This window comes from Clostridium sp. AF15-41 (assembly GCF_003604095.1).
Lineage (GTDB): Bacteria > Bacillota > Clostridia > Lachnospirales > Lachnospiraceae > Coprococcus.
Genome location: NZ_QTMQ01000002.1, coordinates 275,029 through 301,664, shown reverse-complemented (window position 1 = coordinate 301,664; position 26,636 = coordinate 275,029). Strand labels below are relative to the sequence as shown.

Sequence of the window (26,636 nt, the reverse complement as noted above, 5' to 3'; positions counted from 1 at the left end):
TGATGTTCTGCATGCTTTCCAGATGAGAATCATCATGAAATCATTTGTCGTTGTTTGTTGCCGTCTTGAACAGCAACTCCGATATATTAACACATATCGTTAATATTTGTCAACAACTTTTTTCGATTATTTTCAATCTTTTTTTGTTGTTCAAGCTGTTCTCGCGACCAGCAAGTGATACTATACTAAATCTTTTCCAAGATGTCAACTATTATTTTCAAAAAAATGTCTTTTTTGTATATCCATGCCAAAAGTGAACTTTCATCGATCATTTTCATCACTTGCAACGCCCAGTTAAATGTTGAAAGAAGTGTTACAATCCCCATAAATATCCAGACAAACAGCAATGCCTGTCCTGCACCAAATAAAATTCCACCCGCTTTATTAATTCCTTTTACGATCGGAATATAACTTGCCACATCCAGAACGGTAATTAAAATATGAATACACAAAGATAAAATAAAAAATGTAAGCACATACGAAATGCCACGCATAACCATGGCAGTCAAGGTTTCGGCAATATAACCGCAGACATTGTTTACACCTGTTTCTAAATACTGCTCCCCGTTACAATTCTCTATCAGCCAGTCTCTGACTCCTGTCGGAAGATCAAGTTTATCGATCAGTTCAATTTCCTGATTCCTGGTGATTTCTTCCGTCTCCTGCGGAAGCTCAAATTTTTTTATTATGTTATTTTTAATGGTTTCATCTAATGCTGTCTGTTCACACAACAATTTGTTAACACCCGGATACAAAAGTGCAGTTAAGAATACTGCCAGCACAATTCCAATTGCACCGGCAGCACTCTTAAATAATCCAATCCTGTATCCACGTAACATAAACAGCAACATAAATGCCGCTATTCCCAGGACTAATAAATTCATTTGTTTTCCTTCTCATTCTTCATGGTAAGTTTTATAATCGTTGTTTCATTTTCAAATATTGCGATATATTCTAATTTATTGCCCGACGGAACAATATCGATCAAATTCTTTCGGAATGTCGTAGAAAACTTCTTTGCACCATTCAGATAGTAAATGCTGCAGTCGAATTCTCCCGCAATAATCAATTCATCTTCCGTTGCATATATTTTTGAAAATGTATTGTTATAGTCTGCCTCTGCGGTCAATTTACCGTTTGTATCATATATATAGATATGGTATCTTCCCGCGGTGGTATCTGCATTCGCAGATATATAGCCTACATAGTGGGAATTTGCAAATACACCTAACATCTCTCTGCCATCCAGACTTATCTCTGCTTTCTCACTCGGTTTTTCATTCATGGAATAGATCACGATTCTATCATCTCCAAAGCAGGCAATCGTGTCATTATCTATAAAATCTATATATGGAAAGATCGTATCATCAAAAGTAAAACCACCCATTAATCGGTCAGCATTCTCGTTTTGTCCTACCGAGCCAAAATTATATGCCGCAAGATAATCCGGTACTGTTGTTCCATCCACCTTTACATAACTGGTAAATAACTTCTGCCCATCGTCCGATACGGCAATATCAAGCGGATAACCACTATTTTCTATAGATGTCTTCATCTCGTAGATCTCTTTACTGTCTTTATCATATGCATTGATATAATTCTCATTTTCGCCTGACAGGATCACAACATATACTCCCTGTGAGGCAATATCAATATTTGTAATATCATAATTCAGTGTCTGGTTACTGACCTTTCCTGATTTATTAAATACATATACATCTCGTCCGTTCATATCGGCCACAGCCGCATAATCTCCATTTACAACAGCTTGAGGCATCTTCATTGCATAGCTGCAGTCCCAGACGGTATTTCCGGTGGCATCAATATATGCCACACCATCTTTGGTCACTTTTAATACATTATCACTGAACATGATGTAATCTGCAATATTATCTCCATTCGTTTCTACAGACGACACTACATTATATCCCTGATATTCTCTTGTGTTAATATATCTTCTTACAGATACAATCACAACCGCTGCAATTAAGACCACCAATATCACAATAAGAACTTTTACCCTTGCGGAAATCCCCGGTGTTACCTCTATCACATTGCTGTTCTCGTCATCTATCTGTTCTCTCTTCGCCGTCCGTTTTGTCTTTATATGTGCAAAAAGCTTTCTGCGGTTCTTTTTTTCTTCTATTTCCTTTGCCATATGTTACCTCTGTCACTTTATGGAATTTTCTTTCGTGGATAGTATAACATCTTTAGTTTACAGATGGAATAGCTATTTTTTCTCCCGGGTAGATAGTATCCCCTTCTTTTATTCCGTTGGCATTCATCAATGCATCTACATAATTGGGAGACTTGTACATTTTTAATGATATACTCATGAGCGTATCTCCTTCTTCAATTGTATAATACTCAACGGCTTCATTGGACATTGTTTCCTGTGTAGATACCTCTTCTGTTCCTGCGCCCGTGGTTTCTACGGTATTCTGCCCCATTTCCTCATTCTTCGTTCCGCTACTGTCTTTTTCCGTATTTTCATCTTTTGTCTCGATTTCAGAAGATACTGTCGAAGCAGCTTCTCTTCCATCTTCGGCATTCTCCTGCCCGACATCTTTTGTATAGACCGTCTGTTCCGTATTGCTGTTTGAAAATACCTGTACATCCGAATCATCATTTTGCAATTCCATCTTTCGTATCGTTGACTCTATATCTTTCATCTTATCATAGTTCCCCGATACAACAACTCCCATTGATAATGCAAATACAGCCGCAAAAGACGCAACCGCATATTTTACATAAGACTTACTTTTCTGATTTTTTTCTTTCTTTTGGGATTCTCCTCGCATTGCCTGAAAATTCTTTACAAGCTCTGCATCTTTTCGCAGCGTCGCCTGATCCTTGTCCTCAGTCGTCATGTTTTTGCGGCTGATAATATAATTCTGCATAGCTTCATTTCGAACATAATATATATAATATCCCCGTTGCCGCATCAAGTGATTTTTCTCACACACATAAAAAGCATCATCACATTCTAAGGAATCCATGACAAACAACACCTTATCCCTTCCCCTGAAATTCTCCAGATGCAGTCTTGTAATTTTTTCATTGATATCTGTGGAAAATCCCATGCGCGAAAGAAACCATCCGACGACTGACAGATTTTCAAAATATTTGTTGATCTCCGCATAAAGCCCGCTCCAAATATGATCATCAAATTTGATCTGATCCACATCAAATTCCAGATTCTGTGCCTCTACCGCTCCACTGATAAATAACGTCTCCGTATCACCATCTCTAAAGTACTCTCCAAGCAGGATAGCTCCCCGGGAGGTCGTATTACCCGGTTCTGCGATCTTACGCAGGAATGTCATTACATAATCTTCTATGTATATTTTCTTCTTATCCGGAGCATTTCCTATCTGTCTGATATTTTTCGGCATTTTGTAATGTATTTCATTTTTTCCGTTTTTCTCCGCTGTAGTCTTGTCATACACGATCTCTATCATGATTACACTCCCCCATAATTATTATTGGCTCCGGCTCATTCCGAAAGCACTCTTTTTAGATTTGTTCTGATAATAGCATTTGGGAAAGTCTGTACTTATCAAATTTTGTCAACATATATGGCAATCTATATTTTTTCTTTTTGAGTATTTCGACATTTTATTTTTCGGTTTTGTGTAAACTTTATCAATCCGGGTAATACTTTATAGTAAGATATACTTTTGGGAAGGTGTTTATGAATATCAGTAAGAAAGTAAAAAAACGGAAAACCGAATACTTCAATCCGGCCCGAAGCCATACCTGTCACGAGCTAGGTAACCGGATCGTAGAACTAATCCATGATATGGAAGGTTATGGCAAGGATATAATCGTAATCTGCATCGGAACAGACCGCGCTACCGGAGATGCACTTGGTCCTCTGGTCGGCGACTACATCCTTGCGCACGATACCGCCTATCAGGTTGCGGGAACACTGGAATATCCGGTTCACGCACTTAATATCCGTGATACGATCGACCATATCTACGAAGATTTTGACGATCCTTTTGTAATCGCCGTAGATGCATCTCTTGGCATGTCCAAAGATATGGGAATGGTTACGATCACGAACTCCCACCTGTTTCCGGGAAAAGGTGTAAACAAAAAACTTCCGGCAATAGGTGATATGTCTATTACCGGAATCGTTAATCTCTCCGGGAATGCCGGAGCAAATCTACTCCAGAATACCCGATTATATACAGTTAAACAGATGGCCGAATACATTGGAAGAGCACTCGTCTATGCCGATCATCATCTGTCATCTCCTTTATAAACTTTGATAGCCTCAGCTACTGTACTTGCTGATCCTTCTTCCATGATTGAGATCAGATCAGATAATTTTTCTTCTGTACAAAAGTCCTTTCCGAGATATGTTTCATATTTGTTCGTGATCATAAGCTCATATTCGGATATCTTCTTCTGCGTATCACTGAAATCATTTTCCAGTGTATCACGTTCGGATTTCAATCGATCCATTTTCTCTTTTCTACGTCCGGTGATCTCATCCGTAATCAACTGTTTGGTTTCTTTCTCGAAGGTACGAAGTGCATCCAGTTTTTCATCACTGATCACTCCACCCGCATCTTCTAACTCCTGAATCTTTTTATCATATTTACCCAGTCTGTAAATGCTCTCATCCTTATCCTTTGCAATTGAATTCTTGATCGCTTTTACAGCCTTCTCATTGGCTATGATCTTATCGCGGGTTCTTCTTCCCTCCCGGATCAAATCTCTATGTTTCACCTTTGTCAGATTAAATACAATGAAATAAATAATAAACTCAGTAATTATGATCAGTGCTGCAATCAGCACACACATTGCAGTATGGTTTCCTGTCTTGAACTTTGTATTCATTAAAATCGCAATCACTGCTGCCGGAATTCCTCCGCATGCAACCAAAAGAATTACAAGCAGCTCAAGAAATTCACTCATGCCTTTTGGGGAAAACAGGCAATAATACATCTTCGTATTACAAAAGGCCGGAACATGATTCTTTTTGAATAAAGTCTTGATAGCTGCATTCAGCTGACGATTCTCCTCCCGGATATCTGCCGTCTCCTTATTGATCCGATCTTCCATTCTCTGGCTTTTCTTTTTATCCTTCTTCGTCTGCACCTGACGGATCTTAGAATTATTTACATCGATCTGTCTGTCATAGCTTGCAGCGATCTGTTCTTTTCTTTTTTTTAATGTGGCACTGATCTCATCACCGGTTGCCCGTTCTTCCCGGACGATAGCCCGTTTATTCTTCTTCTGGAGCAGCTTGATCTCCTCCAGCTTATCTTTTAAATCTTCTAATTCGGAGATTGTATCACGCGCTTCGATCAGGTATTCCTGGTCTTCATCATATACGTTATCCGCAGCCATAGCTTTCCTCCTGTCTGTAAATGTGCACGCGCAAGCCTACACTTATATTTATTTTAACAAATAACACCTTATTAAACAACCCGAAGTTTTTTCTCTGTTTTTCTGAAATCTGTCACACTTTTTTCAAACAAAATTAAGAGAATGTAAATTGCAAACCCTGTCGACATCTTCTATAATAGATACAGGCACGAATAATAAACCATTGCCACTGATCACCAATAATACAAAGTTATATTTTACATAAAGGAGGATTTTCCCTGACCTATGAATATTTTATTTTTTCTGACTCCTAAGAGCGAGGTTGCATTTATAGAAAGCACATTTACTTTAAGACAGATTCTTGAAAAGATGGAGATCCATCGATATTCAGCAATCCCGATTCTGTCGGGCAACGGCGAATATGTCGGAACAATCACCGAGGGTGATATCCTCTGGTTCTGCAAGAAAAACGGATTGAACCATCTGTCCGAATCCGAAGATATCCGTTTGTCCGACATTCCGAAAAAATTCGAATATGCTTCCGTATCAATCAACTCAAATATGGAAGATCTGATCGCCCGTGCGATGGCACAGAACTTCGTTCCTGTAGTAGACGACCACAACAAATTCATCGGTATCGTAACCCGAAAAGATATCATCGGCTACTGCTATAAAAAGCTGAGCCAAACTTCATAGTCTTTTTTCAGAAAAATTAAAAAGCCATCCAACCGATACTATTATGTACCGGCTGAATGGCTTTTTGTTTATTATAACACGCCTGTTCTGTTGATTGCTGAGATTAAAGCATATACAGATGCATCAATAATATCATCCTTAATGCCTGCCCCCCAGGTAACTATTCCGTCTTTTCCTTCCAGACCTACATAAGCGACTGCCTGTGAGTTAGAGCCTACCTGTAATGCATGCTCCTCATAGCAGATGATCTTGAAGTCAATGTCAAAATGCTTCTTAATTGCATTACTGACAGCATCCAGACGACCATTTCCTTTACCATGATATACTTTCTTTTCGCCATATTTCATGATCGTGATCTCAGTTGAGATTCCATCTCCCTGAACGAAATGACACTCCAACATCCGAACAGGATTTTCTATATTGACATATGTACTCTGGAAAATATCCAAAACTTCGTTAGCGGATAATTCCTTATGTGCCTTATCAGATACATCTTTAACTGTATAACCAAGATCCTCACGGAATTTTGGTGGAAGGTCAAAACCGTACTTGGACTGGAGAATATAACCGATACCTCCCTTTCCTGACTGGCTGTTGATACGGATAACATCTCCATCATATTTTCTTCCGATATCCTCCGGATTCAGCGGAAGATATGGTACTGTCCACATACCATCTCCCTGATCCTTTCTGTACTTCATACCCTTTGCTATCGCATCCTGATGAGAACCTGAAAATGCTGCAAAGACTAATTTTCCCGTATACGGAGAACGCTCATATACATGCATATTTGTTACGCGTTCATATAATTCTGTCAGCTTTGGAATATCAGACAGATCAAGTTCAGGATCTACTCCATGTGTGAACATATTCATCGCAAGTGTGATGATATCTACATTACCGGTTCTCTCACCATTTCCAAATAAAGTTCCTTCGATTCTGTCTGCACCTGCAAGAATACCAAGCTCTGCATCTGCTACGCCACATCCACGGTCATTATGCGGATGTAAGGACAGGATAACATTTTCTCTGTCAATCAAATGTTCACTCATGTACTCAATCTGGCTTGCATATACATGCGGAAGTGACATTTCTACAGTTGCCGGAAGATTAATAATAACCTTACGATCCGGAGTAGGCTTCCATTCTTTGATAACTGCATTACATACGTCCAATGCATAGTCAATCTCTGTTCCGGTAAAGCTCTCCGGTGAATACTCAAACGGATAATTTACTCCGTGCTCTTCTGCCATCTGGTTCAACAATTTTGCCCCATCAACCGCAAGCTGTAAGATCTCTTCTTTTGATTTCTTAAATACCTGTGTTCTCTGTGCATAGGATGTCGAATTATACAGGTGAACGATCGCATGCTTTGCGCCGTCAATTGCTTCAAATGTTTTCTTAATGATATGCGGTCTTGCCTGTGTCAGCACCTGAATGGTTACATCATCCGGTATCATATTCTTCTCAATCAGGGTACGGCAGAACTCATATTCTGTTTCCGATGCTGCAGGGAAACCGATCTCGATCTCTTTGAAACCGATTCGTACAAGTTCCTTGAAGAACTCCAGTTTCTCATCCAGATTCATCGGAACAATCAGTGCCTGATTTCCATCTCTTAAATCTACACTACACCAGATCGGTGCCTTATCAACGTATTCCTTTTCTACCCATTTTGTAGACTTTTCCGGTGGCATATAATAGCCTCTTTTGTAATGCTCAAAATTCTTCATGTTTAACCTCCTGTTTCTGTTTTCTGTATAAGCTCCTGTAACGGCTTTTGTTCTCCGATTCATATATTACATAAAATATGGCAATAAAAAAACCTACATCTCATCACCTATAGAGACGTAAGTTATACGCGGTACCACTCTATTTCATACATGTTGTATGCTCTCGTTACAGATACAGATATGAATCTCTTATATCCTCCTGCTATAATGGTCAGGCTCCATCCCATCCTACTTCCTTTCAGCGGGCTACTCTGAGGCGAGTTCAAATCTGTTCCACTGCTGTCTCACACCAACCGACAACTCTCTGAATGCTTCATAGATTCTACTATTCCTCTTCATCGTATTATCTGTATCGACTTTAACACAGTGTCTCGCTGTCTGTCAACCCCATTTTTGCAGAAAAAATATGCACGCGGTAACTATTCTTCCTGTACCCGCGTGCAAAGGATTGTCATTCCTACCATACAATATGACGTTTGTTCTTCAAGAGACAACCGCCTGATGCGATCATCAATATACCGGATGCAAGTCCAAGCACCAGAACCACTACGCCTAATGCAATATTTATTGCGCCTGAAGTTTTCATTGTCTTATATGCTTTCTCCATTTTCAGCACCCCTTCTGCAAAAATTTCATTTGAAAAGATGATACCACAAAGTCTCTCACCTGACAATGTTTCAGAGTAAAATTACGCCTTAAAATTTACATTAAATATTGTTTATGTTACACTGTTTTTAAACGAACACATAGGATGCTCTTTTCATTTTCAGAATGCAGCATGTCGTCCCGAAATGAAAAACGTATCCTTTACACTATAGATAAGGAGTCTGAATTATGCCAGCTATTTCAAATGACTGGGCCCCGGAACTGAAGCCCGAATATAAAAAAGAATATTATAAAGAACTGTTTAATTTTGTCGGACATGAATATGCCACAAGAGAAATCTTTCCACCTGCCGATGATATATTCAATGCATTTCATCTGACACCATTGTCAAAGGTCAAATGTGTCATTATCGGTCAGGATCCCTACCATAATGTAGGTCAGGCGCATGGCCTGAGTTTCAGTGTAAAGCCGGGAGTCGATATCCCGCCTTCTCTTGCCAATATTTATCAGGAGCTTCACGATGACCTTGGCTGCTATATTCCAAATAATGGTTATCTCGTTAAATGGGCGGAGCAGGGTGTCCTTATGTTAAATGCTGTTCTGACCGTACGGGCACATCAGGCGAATTCTCATCAAGGGCATGGCTGGGAACAATTTACAGACGCCTGCATGGAGATCTTAAACCGTCAGGATCGCCCGATCGTATTCATCTTATGGGGCTCGTATGCGCAAAGAAAAGCTTCGATGTTAAACAATCCGAACCATCTGATCTTAAAAGCTCCGCATCCAAGTCCGTTATCGGTCTATCGTGGATTCTGGGGAAGCAAGCCCTTCAGCAAAACGAACAACTTCCTGATCGAGCACGGTGTTGAACCGATCGACTGGCAGATTGAAAACATATGACAATAAATCTGCCAAGCAAATAAGCAACGTGTCTGTATAAAGACAACGTTGCTTATTTATTTGGCAGATAAACAGATATGAGTAAGAAGGGCGAATAGCCCGGAGTGCGAATAGCTGTACGATTTCGAAAGTCCGACGGACGGAGAAATCGGTATTATTGAATTGTCTCCCGCTTCTTATCCAGTTCTGCCTGAACAACAGCAAGCTGTTCGATAATTTTATCTTTTAACATAGATATCTCGGAAGCATAGTCCTCTCCGAGATTGTCTTTTACCTGCTCTAACCGGTCAAGGATATCGGTATAGGTCTGATTTACTTTTCTCTGGATCCATTTGCGATTGGATACAAAAAGGATAGTTCTTAGATTATGCAGTCTGTCTGCAAGCTTGATCATGACCACCTGTGCCGGAGCGTGGTCAAATAGACGTTTTGAATAGTCGGAGAAGGTCTCTCCTTCGAGTTTACTTAATAAATATACATGATCCCTGATATCCGTACCAAAGATCTGTTCAATATCTTCAAATGTACAGTCCGTATCTTCTACCGTATCATGCAGTAATGCAGCTACAAGTACAGTTTCATCCTCTACATGACATTCGTCTCTTAATATATGATAAACGCCAAGAATATGTTCATCATAATACGGCACTTTGCCATCTCTGCCAAGACGCGTCTGTCCCTGATGACATCGCTTCGCAAATGCCATCGCAGTCTCAACACGATCTGCCTGACAACTGCCATCTTCTATATAAGAAACTGTTTCATCTCTGTCTGCTGTATTTGTAAAACCCTGCATGTTCTGCTCCATTCCATACCCTCGGGGCATTTTTTAGATATAACCGGACATGTACACCCGCACCTTGTGTCTGTTTCAGTATAACACAGCCGCACATATCTTTCCAGCGAATCTATTATTTTATACATACTTCATTTTTTCATTATCTGTTTTCAACCCTTTCATATTTTTCTATATTTTGTCTGTCTCCATGCTTGAATCCTGCCGGAATTTCGCATATACTAGATTCTGCTTTACCGTAATATTCAACTATATAATGTTTCAACCTGTCTGTATGAGTTGCAGTAAGCGGACTTGAACGCACAATATATATGTCATTGCACTATATTCGGTTATTCTCGTATCACAAGACCCGCATCAGAACACACATTATATACATGGTATTGCCTGTTACAGCAAACGAAACAAAACATGAAAGAGGTCTCACGATTATGGATATTATTTTGAAGATCAGTCAGGAACTTATGTGCCGACAGGAGCAGGTAGCCGCTGCCGTTAAACTGATAGATGAGGGAAACACTATCCCTTTTATTGCACGATACAGAAAAGAAGCCACCGGTTCTTTAAACGATGAGCAGCTTCGTACTCTGGATGAACGTCTTACTTACCTCAGAGGACTAGAAGAACGAAAAGAAAAGGTCATTGCAACGATCGAAGAACAAGGCATGCTGACCGAAGAACTGAAGCAGTCCATTCTGGCTGCCGAAACCCTGGTAGCTGTCGAGGATCTGTACCGCCCATATAAGCCAAAGAGAAAGACTCGTGCCACGATCGCACAGAGTAAGGGACTTACAGGGCTTGCAAATATCATCTCCCTGCAAATGACAAATAAGCCGATCACGGAAGAAGCCCTCGCCTATGTATCAGAAGAAAAAGAAGTTCACTCCCCGGAAGAAGCAATCGCAGGAGCTATGGACATTATCGCAGAATCCATTTCGGATAATGCAGAATATCGAACCGAGATACGAAACCGAACAATGGATAAGGGAGTTCTTATAACTACCGCAAAAGATCTGGAAGCAGAATCCGTATATGAAATGTATTATGATTTCAGCACTCCCGTCCGCAAAATGACCGGATATCGTACACTCGCCATTAATCGTGGTGAAAAGGAAAAATTTCTCTCCGTTAAGATCGACGCACCGGTCGACGAGATCATCGGTTATCTAATCCGTGAAGTGGTCGTACGAGATAATCCAAATACAAATGACATCTTAAAAGACGCAATTGCCGACAGCTACGAACGTCTGATCGCTCCATCCATCGAACGTGATATCCGAAGCAGTCTGACCGAAGATGCCGAAGATGGTGCGATCAAAGTATTCGGCAGTAATTTAAAACAGCTCTTAATGCAGCCACCGATCAACGGCCATGTCGTACTTGGCTGGGATCCTGCATTCCGTACCGGATGTAAGCTGGCAGTCGTTGATGCAACGGGAAAGGTACTCACTACGAAAGTCATCTACCCGACTGCTCCTCAGAATAAGGTGGAAGAATCAAAGAAGATCTTAAAGGATCTAATCAAAAAATATAACATCTCACTGATCTCTGTCGGGAACGGAACCGCTTCCCGTGAGTCCGAGGCGATCATTGCCGATCTTATCCATGAGCTGGATACAAAGGTTCAGTATGTGATCGTAAATGAAGCCGGAGCATCCGTCTACTCGGCAAGCAAGCTTGCAACAGAAGAATTTCCAAGCTTTGATGTCGGCCAGCGTAGCGCCGCTTCAATCGCGAGAAGACTTCAGGATCCACTTGCCGAGCTGGTTAAGATCGATCCGAAAGCAATCGGTGTCGGTCAGTATCAGCACGATATGAATCAGAAGAAATTGACAGAAGCATTAGATGCTGTCGTTGAGGATTCCGTAAACCAGGTAGGTGTTGATTTAAACACAGCTTCTGCTCCCCTGATGGAGCATATCTCGGGTATTACAAAAACACTGGCAAAGAATATCATAGAATACCGTGAAGCAAACGGTCGCTTTACAAATAGAAAAGAACTGTTAAAGGTTGCAAAGCTTGGTCCGAAAGCCTTTGAACAGTGTGCCGGATTTATGAGGATCTCAGGTGGTACAAATCCGCTTGATGCTACCTCTGTCCATCCGGAAAGCTACGAGATTGCCGAAACACTGATCCAGCATCTCGGTTATTCCATGGATGATCTTGCATCCGGTCAGTTAAAGGGCATTACAAAAGCAGCCGGTGATATCAAAGCACTCGCAAAGGAACTGGGTGTCGGAACAGTAACCGTCACCGACCTTGTAAAAGAGCTGGAAAAACCTGCAAGAGATCCTCGAAGTGAAATGCCACAGCCGATCCTGCGTGGGGACATCCTTGAAATGAAGGACTTAAAGGAAGGCATGATCTTAAAGGGCACAGTCCGTAATGTAATCGACTTCGGTGCATTTGTAGATATCGGTGTTCATCAGGACGGTCTGGTTCATATCTCTCAGATGTCGGATAAATTCATCAAGCACCCATTGGATGTTGTAAGTGTCGGTGATATCGTAACAGTTAAGGTTATGGGCGTGGATCTTGCAAAGAAACGAATCCAGCTCACTATGAAAGGGATTGAAGGGTAAGTCGTTTTATCAAACAGCAACTCTCTCGGAATGAATTTTTATATCTTTAACAATTCTATTTTTATATCAACATGCCGCAATTCATCAGCAAGCTTCATCATAGAATCTTGCCGGAATATGCGGCATGTTTAATGTATCTGCAACACGTATAATTCCTTATGTTTTTCGTCATTTTGACGATAATCTTTCAGTACCGAAACAGCATATGTATATGGTATAATTTATATAAGCACATCAAGCGAATGATGTGTCGGAATTTAGGGTTATGGAGCCGTATATACAGGCATAAAGTTTATCTTTTATATTCAGCCTTTAACCGGTGGACTACATCTTGTAAATGACGCACTTCATTTTCTATTCGATGCATATGTCTTTTTCGTAAATACTCCTGTGCCAACTCGCCTTCGGCTCAAACAGGCACCCGTATTTACTGACAATATGCATCTCATTACGAAAGCCTCGTGTATGTCATATTACAAGATATAGTCCACCAGTCACAGGCTGAACATAAAAATAAATCAAATATAAACTGTGTATATCGGACAAAGAAAGGAGTTGAAGGTTATGAACAAAAAGATTATCAGTCTCATACTCATGTTTGTTATGATCGGGGAGCTCATGTTTACAAGCATGCCGGCAGCAAAAGCCAGTGGCTATCTTGAAATAAAGGCAACCGCTACATCGATGACCTCGGTAAAAATAACATGGAAAGCACAAAAAGGAGTTACTCAGTATAAAATCTATCGTGCCACAGAAAACAAAAACGGAAATGTCGGCAAATATAAGGTGGTAGCAACCATATCCGGCAAGAAAAAAAGTTACACCGACAAGAAATTAAAAACAGAGAAAACTTACAGCTACATGGTTCGTGGCTATAAGAATAAAAAATGTGTAATTAAAACCGGAGTTCCAGAATCTGCCTATACCGGACTGACATGTTCATTTGACGAATACCAGTTTGCAGAAGCCCCAAGAAGCCCAAAGTCGATCACGCTGAAATTATACAGTTCAGGCGGCGTACTTCCAACCGGATATGAAATCTACCGGAAAGAAATGGGAATCTCAGGTTACAAAAAAATCGCAACAACCAAAAAAAGTGTAACCAGCCTGAGCTATAAAGACAAAACCGTAAAAGCGGGTAAGACATATCGCTACAAGGTCAGAACTTATCTTAAGGTCGGCAAGAAGAAATATTACAGTGCTTTTACGGACTACGAACAGATATCTGCAACAAACCGAAGCGGTAAATATACGTTCAAATTTGACAACAGTGTAAAATGTGCTGATAACGAAACAGTATATAAGATTACCAGCAAAGCCTATAATGACACATTAAAATTATATGACAATGCTGTACTGACGATTGAGTTGGACGATGGTTCGACCATTGAAACAGGTGTTGATATCATTTCCTATCGCAAGGGTGATGGCACATGGAAGAAATACAAAAGCAACCAGAGCCTGACTCTTAAGGCAAATGAAACACTCCGGCTCAAGGTTCGTGCTACACAAGATGTAAAGATTAAGAATCTCAAAAATGTACAGTCCTATGAACTGAATATGGATGTTACTTATAGTAAAATAAGCAGTTTTCTCTGGGCTTACCCTTATGCCGGTACAGCTAAGACTGTTATGAATTCAGAAGCGATTCATTAAATAACCGCATAATATAAAGTACCTCTGCTCCATGGTGGTTATATGATACAAGACAGAATTTCTGAAATGTATTGCATATGAAACTACTGTGGGGTGGAGGTGTTGTTTTTTTGCCGACATTTTCTTGTTCAGTTCGATAAAATTATATGCTATACTTATTTTGTTCTGGTTAAACGAGGTGATCATGAGAAATATATTTTTTGTAGATAGTGAGAACGTCGGTGATTCCTGGATACAACTATTTGATTATCTGAATGACGATGACTGTATCCTTGTATTCTACACCGATAAATCTCCTAACATGTCCTATGCAAATGTTGTCGCATTGAAACAGTCCCCTTTTGAACCTGAGTTCATCCTCTGTGAAAACGGAACTGATAATGCCTTAGATTTTCAACTTGTAACCTACCTTGGTTCGTATACAGTTAAAAATCCGGACGACAACCTCATCATTGTTTCAAAAGATAAAGGTTTTGACAGCGTGGTACATTTCTGGACGGAACGCGGATACCATGTATGCCGCAAGGCTCCCTCCATTTTCCACACACTGGCAAATGAACTATCTGTACAAAAGCCAATGCTTCCTGCAATTCCAGCTTTTACTGCAGTACCGGAAAGTATTGATGATTCAGTAATAAAGGCAGAAAATCCAAAGCCGGACGTGATCGTAGAAGCCACTCCCGCTGCGAATCCTGTCAAAATTGCTGTTTCTGCTAAGATTGATAAACAGGCTGCTATTCCAGAAGCTGTATCTACGCCGCTGTATGATAAGGAACAGGTCGATACATTACTTTCCTGTGTCGGGAAAAGTAATCTATCCGCCATCCACAACATACTTATATCAATCTACGGTCAGGAAAAAGGAAGTTATATCTATGGTATAGTAAAGAGTTCATCCTACGAGATACCAAAGGTCAACTGGCAAAAGAAAACAAAATACCGAAAATTCTTATCGATTGTTTACTCTAATGCCGGTATTGCTCTCACTGATGATTTCTATAAAAAACTATACCCGCATAAAGCAAACCTTCGGGAAATTCACAACCTCTTCGTGACCAAATATGGTCAGGAAAAGGGTACCGAATACTATCGCTACTATAAATCGCATGCAGAATTTCTGCAGAAGACATTCTAGCATGTAACAAAAAGGAACCAGAACAAAGCTCTCCCCACCACAGAATCCGAATAGCATATAGGGGATGTGGTAAGTAAGGCTGTGGTGGGGGGGGAGGTATGTACATGTGCTACTACTTTTCGGTCTCAGTGTTACGTTTGTATTTGTATCTATATGGTCTTATTAAATTCTCATATAATTTATAACTGCATATATCTATATAGCTTACTTCTTGTTCTTTTATGGTTGTATAGCAAATCAGTCTGGGATTCTCCTTTATATAGCACTGCTTCTCAAAATCCCATTCACATATAAACACCTTTTCAAATGGTGATTTCTCTATAACCCTAAGAAAATAATCCGTAACACCGTTTCTTTCTTTTGTTTTTAACAGATGTTCCATACAATCAAATTCATCATCTAAAACAAATATAAACAAGTCCGTATCCCCTTTAGGATGTAATTTTTCCTTTTTCTTTATTCCCGCAATAATATTATCTATATCAGCTTCTATCACTGGTATATCCGATTTAAATTCTGAGGGCTGCCCATCTTTGTAATTAAAACTTTTCGCAAGAAGTCGTTTATCTTTATCGAATTGACATTTTCCTTCTTCTGTAAATGAACCATCGATATTTCTTTCATAATCCAATGCAATAAAACGCATTTGCGCTTCACTTATTTCCTGTAATTTCTCCGTTTTCTCTCTAATAGATAATCTATCAAATTGTGTTGGAGATTTTGCTATTTTATTATTATGTTGCGTATGTGTTACTTCTAAATAATTTCCTCCTTGAAATTTTAGATCAGGCATACTCTTACTTGAATTATCATCATAATATTGATTGTCAAATATATAGCCTTTTAATTGTAAAATCTCCTTCGCTTCCTGTTCTCCTTGTTTCATTTTATTTTTTCCCCTTTTATGTTAATTATATTTTCTTTGTTATCATTCCACACTATATATCTATTAAAACTGATATTTGTTATTGTATTTACAGCTACGTTATAAATTCACATTCCACCATGTATCTATTAAAACCTGGATCTGTTCCTTTGTGGCATCTGATAATGTCTTATTCACATTCCACCATGCATCTATTAAAACTTGACGAACGTATAGAAGAATTAGTAGAAAAGAAATTCACATTCCACCATGTATCTATTAAAACGAACTATACCATGCTTGATAACTTAAAGCTTGGTTAATTCACATTCCACCATGTATCTATTAAAACAGATCAGCCGCGCGAAGATATTACTATTTTTGTCAATTCACATTCCACCATGTATCTATTAAAACAAAAAACGCTTGACGATGAGTGAAGTATATCACTTGAATTCACATTCCACCATGTATCTATTAAAACGAATAGCATGTCAGGTGATGAATCTATTGAAGTAATTCACATTCCACCATGTATCTATTAAAACTCCACCATACAACACTTTTCCAGCTACTTTTATTTGATTCACATTCCACCATGTATCTATTAAAACGATTCACCGAGTGCAGGTTCAGAATAGATTTTACCGCATTCACATTCCACCATGTATCTATTAAAACTCATTGTATTTGCTGTTTTGCTCATTCTATATCCGATTCACATTCCACCATGTATCTATTAAAACTTCAACTTGTGATACTTCTATTGATCTCTCTTTATGATTCACATTCCACCATGTATCTATTAAAACTATAAATTCAAAATCTATAATATTTGTTTACTTTTGAATTCACATTCCACCATGTATCTATTAAAACCCGTTGCAAGTTCTTCGATCTCATATACATCGTAATTCACATTCCACCATGTATCTATTAAAACGATACGGTCAGCCAGTACGGGTGTATCACGCAACTTATTCACATTCCACCATGTATCTATTAAAACCTGGCCTTTCTTAAGTACACCACCTTCTGCAAGCTGATTCACATTCCACCATGTATCTATTAAAACTAAATACGACATTGTGACCGGGGAAACAGAAGAAAATTCACATTCCACCATGTATCTATTAAAACGCTTGATGTTATGTCAACAGTTGTAACCACTATTGTATTCACATTCCACCATGTATCTATTAAAACTCGGATGTATCTGTAAAAGATATTGTTGATTCAAAATTCACATTCCACCATGTATCTATTAAAACCAAGCTTACAATATCGTTTAAGCTTGAAACGATCTAATTCACATTCCACCATGTATCTATTAAAACGGTTGTAAAACGGTATCTGCAAGTGAAATAAAAGTATTCACATTCCACCATGTATCTATTAAAACGAGCAAAAGAAGCGTTGGAGAACGCAAAAGACGCATATTCACATTCCACCATGTATCTATTAAAACTCATATGTAAAGATAGATGATACAAAGGATGAAAAATTCACATTCCACCATGTATCTATTAAAACTCAGATGCGGAGTATAACAATCTTTTAGCCGCAAAATTCACATTCCACCATGTATCTATTAAAACTAGTAACGCGTTCGGTTGCTACAATTCCGAAGTCGTTATTCACATTCCACCATGTATCTATTAAAACAGATGATTTTTACAATGAAATAAAAAAGATTAAACAATTCACATTCCACCATGTATCTATTAAAACTTATACGCAAGTCATCTAATTACAAAAACGGCAACGATTCACATTCCACCATGTATCTATTAAAACAGAGATAAACAATCTAAAAAAGCAATACACGACGAATTCACATTCCACCATGTATCTATTAAAACTCATACAATCCGTGTTTATACCATCTGTAATAATAATTCACATTCCACCATGTATCTATTAAAACCAAATCCATTTGTGGTTTGACACATTGCACGAAGTCTATTCACATTCCACCATGTATCTATTAAAACGAGTTTAAACTTTATCCCGCTGCATTAAAAATCCAATTCACATTCCACCATGTATCTATTAAAACGTTGACTGCGGAAGCGTAAGTTTGAGCGAAAAATTATTCACATTCCACCATGTATCTATTAAAACTTTCGGGTGTAATATATATACATAAGGTAAAGAAATTCACATTCCACCATGTATCTATTAAAACCGATAATTTCCTTAAGTGTGTTTCCAAATCCTGTATTCACATTCCACCATGTATCTATTAAAACACGATCTATCGAATATATATAAGCGTCTTCTTTTTCATTCACATTCCACCATGTATCTATTAAAACTATAATACACCATGTAATTAAAAGAATTAGTCCTACATTCACATTCCACCATGTATCTATTAAAACCGATGTACTAAAGGCTAAGTATAGAGAGCTCTTTAATTCACATTCCACCATGTATCTATTAAAACCAAAGACACTCGCTTTACAGTTAGGCGCGTATATTCATTCACATTCCACCATGTATCTATTAAAACTCGGACGCAATATCACAGTTGAGTATTCAGAATCAATTCACATTCCACCATGTATCTATTAAAACTGTTTTGGATTTTCGTAGTGGTAATTCTGTACGTGAATTCACATTCCACCATGTATCTATTAAAACTTTCCTCCTTAAAATATAAAAACGCATTGAGATTGTAATTCACATTCCACCATGTATCTATTAAAACCAGCATATAAAAAAGCAATATTTTACAATGCTTTCACATCCTCTTTTTGTCGACCTTGCTTCAATAATCGGACTACACATTCTATTTTTAAATAGTATATTCCTTTTTTCTATATTTTTTCCCATTGTCGACCGGCGGCAGATTTTACAATATTTATGGTCGACAATTTCAAATAAAGAAACTGGCTTTGTCATCTTCCTTACCCCAGAACTCTTTATTCAACCATTTTTCCTGCCTGCTTTTAAATATAATAACGGAATCCAATTCATGATCAATATATTCATCCAGCTCCTGTTTCAGCTTCACAAGTTGTACTTTTGTGATATCTCCCTCAAAAACAGAATTTTGTATATGGGATAAATACCTTTTACAAATCTTAAAAATATGATTCCATCGTTTTTGTCCATTATTTTCTTTATTTATGTCATATACTAATACTACATACATATTTCACCACCATATTCTGAATCCTTCATATTCTTTTTCCCCAATCAGATGCTTGATCAGCTTGTATAACTCTAAACGCATCAGATACTGATATGTAACGGGGCGACCTAAATCTTTATGCATAATTGTCTGCTGTAATTTTTTCTCCAACTCCTGTGCAATCAATCTGGATGCATCCCTATTCAAGTGCAAATAATTCAGCTCCTTCGTAAAACTTTTTTCGGTTATCTGATTACGGTTTAATAATGAAAAAAGAAGTCGATCTCCTATCAACGGTTTGAAAATTTCTGCCACATCCAGACATAGAGAAAATCTTCTAACACCAGGTTCATGGAGATAACTTATCGTAGGATTCAATTGTGTATGATATACCTCACTAAGAACCTTTGAATAAATCAACGAATTAACAAAAGAAATCAACGAATTAATCATGTTATCAGGCGGATGCATAACTCTTTTATCAAACTCTATTTCCTGATCAATGATAACATTCCATGTAGCATAATAATGCCTTCTTATATTTCCCTCTATTCCCATTAGCTCTTGGATCGTTGATGTTTTTGGTAATTCTTTTCTCAACGAATCAATTTCTGACATATAGAAAGATACATCCTTGCCTCGTCCGTTATAATACCGGAGATTTCGGTAAATATTATCGGCAGCCGCTTCTATAAATTTTTTTGCAATGGTCAATCTCTTTCCATAATCTGTATAATGTTCAACCTGTTTTACCAATAATTGACCTGCCAGCAGCTTTTCTTTTGGATAAAAGCTACCTGTATAAAAATTATAATAATTGAAGAAATGTATCGGGATTCCATATTGAGAAATGTAACTCAAAAATGTTGTATTAAATGACATCTCTGACATGACATAAATATCATCAATTCGTTCAATCGGAATATCTCTTTTTTCTCCACCTGAAGATATAAATTGAAGTGTATTATCTTTTCTTTTTAAATCTCCACTATTGTAAATATAAAAACTTTGTCCCATTATCCCTCCATGTTAGATAAAACACAAATCATGATATGCGCACTTCCCACATATTTTTTGTTTTTCAAATGCTGGTGGTTGTTCCTGCATTTTTAACTTTTCTATATCTGCAATTATCTTCTGCAACTGTACTTCATCATCCTCTGACAGTTCTACAACAATATTTTTTTTGATCATAGGATAATCAATCTTTGCCGTTAAGCCCTTAACTCCACGTTGTTTCAAATAATATAGATAATATTTTACCTGCCAGATTCCTGCCTCTTCTATTGCTTTACTCTTTTTTATCTCATGTAATTCCTGATGCTCTTTTATAAAATCAATATTTATTACATTATCGATATTAATGTGTTTATCATCACGCCGGTAACTGTTCTCATCAAGTAGTTTACCCAACATAACATTTTCATTATCGGATTCCATGTTTATTTCATTTATGAAATACCATAATTTTCTTTTACACACAAAATAATAATAAATCATTACACCAGTAACTCGATTTTCCACAATTCCTCCTTATATAAAATTCCACTCATCATCATACTTCGTTAACGATAAGCCCATACCCCGTCCTGTCATTTCATCAAAATCATATAATAAGCATGTCCTGTGAATATCTAATCTGTCATTTATACAATTCAAATCCACACCATCTAATTTTCTCCGATCCGAATACAGATTCAGATTAAGAGTTATATCTGCCAGTTTTGCTTTCAATATCCTTCGTATATTACTGTCAACATATGGTGTATCTAAAACACTCGTTATTGCCTCTATCAGATACTGATTTTCCTGATATATTCTATCTGGAATTACTGTAATACTTTTTATTCCACGAAAATCCTCATCGATATCTTTCTTAGATGTATAATCTAACGGCTGCAACGATTTAAATTTAGCCAGATTTCTTTTTATCATTTGGAAGTATGCCGTATTCTTTAATGCGTCTACATCATAAACTTCATTCATATACTGAACTTTATCTTTTTCGGAAAAAAGCTTTCCATTATATGCCTCTAATAATTGTACAGATCTATCATATATATCACTGTCATATATTCCTTTTCCATTCTTCATACATCCTGAATAATTAACATAAATTAATACATTTGCATCGGTTATATCCTTTTTCCCTGCTCTATTACACCGTCCCATTCTTTGCAATAAGCTATCAGCCGTACACATCTCCGTATAAAGAACATCAAAATCAATATCAAGACTTGCTTCTACGATCTGTGTTGTTACCCATATACCTGTCATCTCATCATTACTGGAAAAATCCATTATCATCTTTTCCAACTGATCCCGATGTTTTCGAATATATCTGGAATGAAGCAGGAATACCTCATCTGTTCTTTGGGATAATTCTTCATATACCTTCTGTGCCTTTGATACTGTATTGCATATAACGAGAACTTTTTTCTTGTATCCATCTTCCGCAATTCTGTCAAAATCAAATTCTTCATGAAATAATGCGATCTTATGTCTGTCTGTTCCCATTGTAGCGGAAAAATCTATAAAAATATAATCTCTATCCTTTATCAACCGATATTTTCGCATAAAAAATTCTAAAACCGGCGGAAATGTTGCTGTTATGATTGCGAATTTTCCTTCCATTTGTTTTAGTTCTGACAAGCCGTAAATTAATGCTGCTACTATCTTAGGAGAATATGACTGAATCTCATCTATAATTAATTTTGAATATTTCAGTGTCGCTGCAAAAATCTCAGTGCCCGGGGCTTTATAAACAAATTTAAATAATTGATCTACCGTGCAGACAGTAAGCGGATACGAGAACAATTTTGCCTGCTCATATCTGGTATTCCCATCTGTAAATTGCCCATCTGTTCCATCAAAATAACTGCTTAGGCTATCAGAATGAAGCAATGCTACATCCTTATACATATACCTGTCCTTTATTCTGCTATATATGGCATTAGAAGAAACTTTTAACGGTAATGTATAAAAACCTTTCTCGCCATTTGCCCATAATAAAGCTGCCTCTGTTTTTCCTGATCCAGTAGGTGCTATAACTACAACATTATCATCACTATGTTCCTGCATAAAAACCTGCAACTCACGCAATGAATTTGAAAAGTAATCGCGAATCGTGCTGCATAATTTTTTCTCAGCAATGTCACTGTGTAATTCTGCTTCTTCATATCCTGCACTTACCGTCCAGTCAAACTTATTCAACAAGCCCTTTATCAACATATATTCACACCATGTTTGCTCATCTACACTTCTCAATTTCATTGTAGGATTATTCGAATACAACAGTTGATTACGATTTGCGGCAGAAAATTTCACATCTTCCTTTCCCAAATATTCCTGCAAATATTTTTTATACCATTTATCGTAATAGTCATAAAAATCCTTATCAGAAAAACTATCCTTCCGATCATGATGATAATAGACTGCTGTCAATAACACAGAAAAGTCATCGCCTGTACATTCTGGTATTTCCTGCTTAACCTGTTTCTCTGATAAACTAAGTGCACTAAGAAAACCATGTGGTATCTGCCTTTCAGCCATCCTTGTAAGTTGAGGATTGACAATTGTCTGGAAAATATAATTAGCTTTTCCAAGGTCATGCACTCGGCATGCCTCTAAAACCAGATTCTTTTCCTTTTCTGTAAAATACATATCAAAAATCTCAAAGAATTTTCCTGCACAGTTAACAATATCCTTCTCATGTTCTCTTAAAGTTTTTTGCTCCTGAACAGTTTGCTGTTTCAAAGAATCCAAGTAAGAAATGATCATCTTCGACTCATTTTCATTCAATTTATCCATCTGGCTGTCCAAAAGATAAATCAATATGTTTCTGATGTCATTTACATTTTTAACTTCCTTCTTGGTGTCATTTGACTTTGCATAATATTCCATATCGTATTGTCAATCCCTCTCTTATCTTGTTATGCGAACGCAACAACATCCCCATAGGTATCGATATATGCATTCACTACCGAAGTATCCTTCGGCATATAATGCGCTTTTATCTTTCCACCATCCGGTTTCCATCTGCGATATCCCTGCGGTGTTATCTCGTATTCCTTTGTTAACATGTAAGTCGTGCTTGTACGTCGTCCAATATCCAGTTCTGATTGAAATGGAATATAGATATTATTTCGAATCGTTGCTGATTCAACTTTCTGTAATTCAACAATTTCTACATTTTGAATATCCAGCAAATCTTCATACCGCCCTAATGATGGATAAATAATCGGACACTTCAGTGCCTGATAAATCTTATCAAAATCTTCCTCCTCAGGTATAATATGTAAAACCATCCGATTATCACAGATCAGTTCTACATGTGCAATCCCCTTAAACACACCATAATCTTTGTCTTCACCTTTGATACAGAGCTGATGTCTGCCTTCTTCATACTTTGTATCGAATTTGAATGAATATCTTGTATACAATTCTGATACAGAACCTGCGTTTTCTCCCTGGATACTTACCTGCATCTTGTGATAACTGTCAAATCCACTAATTGCGTGAATCATACCAATAACAGTTGAATATGGTGGCAACGGATAAGATTCTTTTATAATGAAACTACTTGGTTTTCTGTAGTTCGCAAGGTTTTGAAAACAATCAATTCTAATTGCTCGCTCCATAATATTCATCAACTTCCTTTTTCAACTGTTTAAATACATCTGCAACTGTCTTTGTGTTCAATGTATCTTTTAATTCTGCATCATTCTGGAAAATACCTGTCACAACTCCAACACTGGTATTGTTCTTTATATCCTCATCACTTTCAATAATCTCTCCAAGCATCTTCGTGTTTATGGCTCCATTTTCCAAAGATACTCTATTTTCAAAGAACGGATTTTTTCTTATATATCGACCACCGATTGCAAATACAGGACTAAGATTCTCTCTTCTTCCCTTTATATCACGATATAAATACTGGATCGTATCAAGAAATTTTTTTACTCGATCTGCTTTTTCTTCTGCAGATATCTCAAGATCTCCATCCACACCAATACGATCAAGATCTATAGTGATCGTATATGAGTAGAATGACTTCTGTATCTCACTCTGTGCGATCGCATTATCAAGATCCTGGCGTCTTGCCAATCCAATATTGGTTAAAAATTCCAAATCGCTCTGATAAGGCTCTAATGATACCGCATTACTCAGTCGAACAACTGCACTTCTGGTATCAGCTCCGCCTTTTTTATCCTCTCCTTTTGCACTGGTCTTCATATAACCAAAAAAGTCAATTTCCGGATAATCTTTTATATTAGCAGTTGGTGCAAACTGAACGACTCCACTCTTTCCATCAACAGGTGTTGTATCCCATCCTAACTGCTGAATAATATTGTATCTCAATGCCTGTCTTGATATATAAGAATATTGCTCATATGTTCCTCGTGATAATTTTTTGAGTGTAGTAATATTACCTACGCCCTCTCCATAATTTGCACTTTCTGCAAGAAATACCATTGTAAGTGTTAAACCATTCCTAATCATTAACCTTTTCCTCCTTTTTTTCATAATGACTTCCTTCTAATCCCATAAGGAATGCATATCCATACTCTCTAAACTTCTCCCGATTATCCAGACACTCTATGAATGCATCCGGAACTGTCAGATTTACAGAACAATAGATACGCATTATAATTTCCATAAAATGGGAAACATCTCCAACTGCAACTGCATTCAGTAATCGATATACCGTACCTCTGATTCTTGAATCATCACTTGTGCCTTTCGCTGCTAACAGTTTATTTCTTAATTCATATCCACACTCTCTAACTTTGTATCGATTCACTATTGCACCTCCTATCTTATTCTTATCTTCATTATCTTTCTTCAATAAACTTACACGAATCTGAATATCATATACCCAATAAGCATCTACCAAATATGTCTTTACATCCATAGACTGCCTTAACAAGATATTTAATAATGGATATTGATTTCTATACCGAAGAATATTCAATATAACTGTTTCATGTATATTTATGTATTCAGTCCCCTTTTTTATATATGGGTATTTACTTAATACATCAAGTCCAGCCCTTACTTTCTCATCATTTAATATTGCAAGGATATTTTTATTGATAATATCAAATGTATAACGTTCGCTTTCATCCCTGCCTCTGGTTATGATCTGAATATTACCTAGTTCTTCCGTCTTCATCTTCAATAACAGATTCAATGTTCTGGAAATCCATGAAGTATATCGTTCTCCATCTTCTCTTTCCACATCCTGCATAATGCCATCCTTACGATTTACCTCTAATAATTCCTGAATGTTCTGATCCGTATTAATAAACAGGAATCGATTTCCCATCAGATAAAAACCAAGAGGAGATAATGCATATACAAATGCACACACCGGACATAAGAAAGCATCTACTTTACAATTCCAGAAAGCTGATTGTTTTCTTGCCAGATCATCTGCCTGATCCTTCATAAATGCAAGTGATACTTTCGTCTTCGAATCAATCATTGCACTACAATCAATGCATATCTCCTTTGCCTTCTTTTGATCAATTGCTATATAAGTCCGAAATGGTTCTGAAAAATCATTTTCAAAAACCTCTCGCATATTTTTCGCTGCATTTGCACGTAATAGAAAACATTTTCCATCCCAGAAACGATTGATGTAATTATATATGGCACTCTTCATGATCAAGGTTTCTGCACAAATGGGCTGAATAAGAAATTCATGTAACTGAACCAATCGATCCCGCAACAGTTCCGGTTCCATAGATTCTTTCAGTTTTACCGCCTTAAGCATCTCATATGCTTCTGTGGTATCAACCTCATCCTTTATACTGGCAATGCCCGATTTATAACTGTTAGACAAAAGTTTATCGTTAATGAATTTGATATCATCTTTCCACTTTTTACCATCCCATTCCGGCAAATCCAGTACAGCTAACAAATTCTTAATCTTATCCAATATTGTTTGATATACACTATGTGACCTGTAATATGTCGTGATCCCACGAAAGTATAAATCCGTCCAGTCCGTTTCCTGACAGAAATCTGTATCAAGCCATAATTGCTGATTATCTTCCGTATAGCCATAATCCAAATCTTCCGATGCAGCAGCAATTTCGTCCAGTATATAATGCATACCTACGATTCCCGCATTTTTCAGAAAATCACCCATTGGTATATAGATTCTACCCAACTTAT

Annotated in this window: 21 protein-coding genes, 1 CRISPR repeat array and 1 other annotated feature; of the genes, 6 read left to right on the top strand and 15 right to left on the bottom strand. The window is 37.5% G+C overall.

Features of this window, described 5'->3' with window-relative positions:
- Positions 1-185: 185 nt before the first annotated feature.
- Genes DWW43_RS02720 through DWW43_RS02710 form a run of 3 tightly spaced genes read right to left on the bottom strand, consistent with a single transcriptional unit; the run spans position 186 to position 3,461 of the window.
- Positions 186-884 (bottom strand): CvpA family protein, encoded by a 699-nt coding sequence (locus DWW43_RS02720; protein WP_008401215.1) that lies wholly within the window; start codon positions 882-884, stop codon positions 186-188.
- Positions 881-2,158, bottom strand: coding sequence for a DUF5711 family protein (locus DWW43_RS02715; RefSeq protein ID WP_119962647.1), 1,278 nt, complete (start codon positions 2,156-2,158; stop codon positions 881-883). Before DWW43_RS02715 ends, DWW43_RS02720 begins: the two co-directional genes overlap by 4 nt.
- Positions 2,159-2,210: 52 nt before the next feature.
- A complete protein-coding gene (locus tag DWW43_RS02710; RefSeq protein WP_119962646.1) occupies positions 2,211-3,461 on the bottom strand; it encodes a LysM peptidoglycan-binding domain-containing protein in 1,251 nt (416 codons plus the stop codon).
- A 233-nt stretch (positions 3,462-3,694) separates the two neighbouring features.
- On the opposite strand from DWW43_RS02710, the gene yyaC reads away from it, so the two are divergent.
- Complete coding sequence (gene yyaC / locus DWW43_RS02705) at positions 3,695-4,270, top strand: spore protease YyaC (protein WP_119962645.1); 576 nt, start codon at positions 3,695-3,697, stop codon at positions 4,268-4,270.
- On the opposite strand, the gene DWW43_RS02700 is transcribed toward yyaC, so the two are convergent.
- Positions 4,249-5,364 (bottom strand): hypothetical protein, encoded by a 1,116-nt coding sequence (locus DWW43_RS02700; RefSeq protein WP_119962644.1) that lies wholly within the window; start codon positions 5,362-5,364, stop codon positions 4,249-4,251. The two genes, yyaC and DWW43_RS02700, sit on opposite strands and share 22 nt — an antisense overlap.
- Positions 5,365-5,628: 264 nt before the next feature.
- On the opposite strand from DWW43_RS02700, the gene DWW43_RS02695 reads away from it, so the two are divergent.
- Positions 5,629-6,039 (top strand): CBS domain-containing protein, encoded by a 411-nt coding sequence (locus DWW43_RS02695; RefSeq protein WP_008401207.1) that lies wholly within the window; start codon positions 5,629-5,631, stop codon positions 6,037-6,039.
- Positions 6,040-6,110: 71 nt separating this feature from the next.
- On the opposite strand, the gene DWW43_RS02690 is transcribed toward DWW43_RS02695, so the two are convergent.
- Together DWW43_RS02690 and DWW43_RS12055 are read right to left on the bottom strand one after the other, a co-directional pair.
- Positions 6,111-7,772: a 2-isopropylmalate synthase gene (locus DWW43_RS02690; protein WP_119962643.1), complete on the bottom strand. Its 1,662-nt coding sequence runs from the start codon at positions 7,770-7,772 to the stop codon at positions 6,111-6,113.
- 108 nt (positions 7,773-7,880) lie between these two features.
- Positions 7,881-8,120, bottom strand: a binding site (T-box leader).
- A 109-nt stretch (positions 8,121-8,229) separates the two neighbouring features.
- Positions 8,230-8,379 carry a hypothetical protein gene (locus tag DWW43_RS12055; protein WP_021943377.1) on the bottom strand — a complete coding sequence of 50 codons (150 nt, stop codon included), beginning with the start codon at positions 8,377-8,379 and terminating at the stop codon, positions 8,230-8,232.
- A gap of 227 nt (positions 8,380-8,606) precedes the next feature.
- Between DWW43_RS12055 and DWW43_RS02685 the strand changes: the two genes are divergently transcribed.
- Positions 8,607-9,281, top strand: coding sequence for a uracil-DNA glycosylase (locus DWW43_RS02685; RefSeq protein WP_119962642.1), 675 nt, complete (start codon positions 8,607-8,609; stop codon positions 9,279-9,281).
- 154 nt (positions 9,282-9,435) lie between these two features.
- Here the strand turns inward: DWW43_RS02685 and DWW43_RS02680 are convergent, their stop codons facing one another.
- Complete coding sequence (locus DWW43_RS02680; RefSeq protein WP_243104379.1) at positions 9,436-10,089, bottom strand: HD domain-containing protein; 654 nt, start codon at positions 10,087-10,089, stop codon at positions 9,436-9,438.
- Positions 10,090-10,508: 419 nt separating this feature from the next.
- Between DWW43_RS02680 and DWW43_RS02675 the strand changes: the two genes are divergently transcribed.
- From DWW43_RS02675 to DWW43_RS02665, 3 genes are all read left to right on the top strand, one after another.
- The gene (locus tag DWW43_RS02675; RefSeq protein WP_119962640.1) at positions 10,509-12,659 is read left to right on the top strand and encodes a Tex family protein; all 2,151 of its coding nucleotides are present in this window, start codon (positions 10,509-10,511) and stop codon (positions 12,657-12,659) included.
- A 564-nt stretch (positions 12,660-13,223) separates the two neighbouring features.
- The gene (locus tag DWW43_RS02670) at positions 13,224-14,315 is read left to right on the top strand and encodes a fibronectin type III domain-containing protein (protein ID WP_119962639.1); all 1,092 of its coding nucleotides are present in this window, start codon (positions 13,224-13,226) and stop codon (positions 14,313-14,315) included.
- Between the two features lie 184 nt (positions 14,316-14,499).
- A complete protein-coding gene (locus tag DWW43_RS02665) occupies positions 14,500-15,450 on the top strand; it encodes a PIN domain-containing protein (RefSeq protein ID WP_119962638.1) in 951 nt (316 codons plus the stop codon).
- A gap of 112 nt (positions 15,451-15,562) precedes the next feature.
- On the opposite strand, the gene DWW43_RS02660 is transcribed toward DWW43_RS02665, so the two are convergent.
- From DWW43_RS02660 to cas8a1, 8 genes are all read right to left on the bottom strand, one after another.
- Positions 15,563-16,336 carry a hypothetical protein gene (locus tag DWW43_RS02660; protein WP_119962637.1) on the bottom strand — a complete coding sequence of 258 codons (774 nt, stop codon included), beginning with the start codon at positions 16,334-16,336 and terminating at the stop codon, positions 15,563-15,565.
- A 40-nt stretch (positions 16,337-16,376) separates the two neighbouring features.
- A CRISPR array of direct repeats spans positions 16,377-19,028; the repeat unit is 30 nt; unit sequence ATTCACATTCCACCATGTATCTATTAAAAC.
- Between the two features lie 168 nt (positions 19,029-19,196).
- The gene (gene cas2 / locus DWW43_RS02655) at positions 19,197-19,475 is read right to left on the bottom strand and encodes a CRISPR-associated endonuclease Cas2 (protein ID WP_008401184.1); all 279 of its coding nucleotides are present in this window, start codon (positions 19,473-19,475) and stop codon (positions 19,197-19,199) included.
- 3 nt (positions 19,476-19,478) lie between these two features.
- Positions 19,479-20,471 carry a type I-B CRISPR-associated endonuclease Cas1b gene (gene cas1b, locus DWW43_RS02650; protein ID WP_008401183.1) on the bottom strand — a complete coding sequence of 331 codons (993 nt, stop codon included), beginning with the start codon at positions 20,469-20,471 and terminating at the stop codon, positions 19,479-19,481.
- A gap of 12 nt (positions 20,472-20,483) precedes the next feature.
- A complete protein-coding gene (locus DWW43_RS02645; protein ID WP_044945175.1) occupies positions 20,484-20,978 on the bottom strand; it encodes a CRISPR-associated protein Cas4 in 495 nt (164 codons plus the stop codon).
- 9 nt (positions 20,979-20,987) lie between these two features.
- The gene (gene cas3 / locus DWW43_RS02640; RefSeq protein ID WP_119962636.1) at positions 20,988-23,357 is read right to left on the bottom strand and encodes a CRISPR-associated helicase Cas3'; all 2,370 of its coding nucleotides are present in this window, start codon (positions 23,355-23,357) and stop codon (positions 20,988-20,990) included.
- 29 nt (positions 23,358-23,386) lie between these two features.
- Positions 23,387-24,094 carry a type I-B CRISPR-associated protein Cas5b gene (cas5b, locus tag DWW43_RS02635; RefSeq protein WP_243000418.1) on the bottom strand — a complete coding sequence of 236 codons (708 nt, stop codon included), beginning with the start codon at positions 24,092-24,094 and terminating at the stop codon, positions 23,387-23,389.
- On the bottom strand, positions 24,078-24,956 hold the full coding sequence (gene cas7i, locus DWW43_RS02630) for a type I-B CRISPR-associated protein Cas7/Cst2/DevR (protein ID WP_044945172.1): 879 nt from the start codon (positions 24,954-24,956) through the stop codon (positions 24,078-24,080). Before cas7i ends, cas5b begins: the two co-directional genes overlap by 17 nt.
- Entirely contained in the window at positions 24,949-26,631 is a 1,683-nt protein-coding gene (gene cas8a1, locus DWW43_RS02625) for a type I-B CRISPR-associated protein Cas8b1/Cst1 (protein ID WP_119962635.1), read from the bottom strand. Before cas8a1 ends, cas7i begins: the two co-directional genes overlap by 8 nt.
- Positions 26,632-26,636 lie beyond the last annotated feature (5 nt).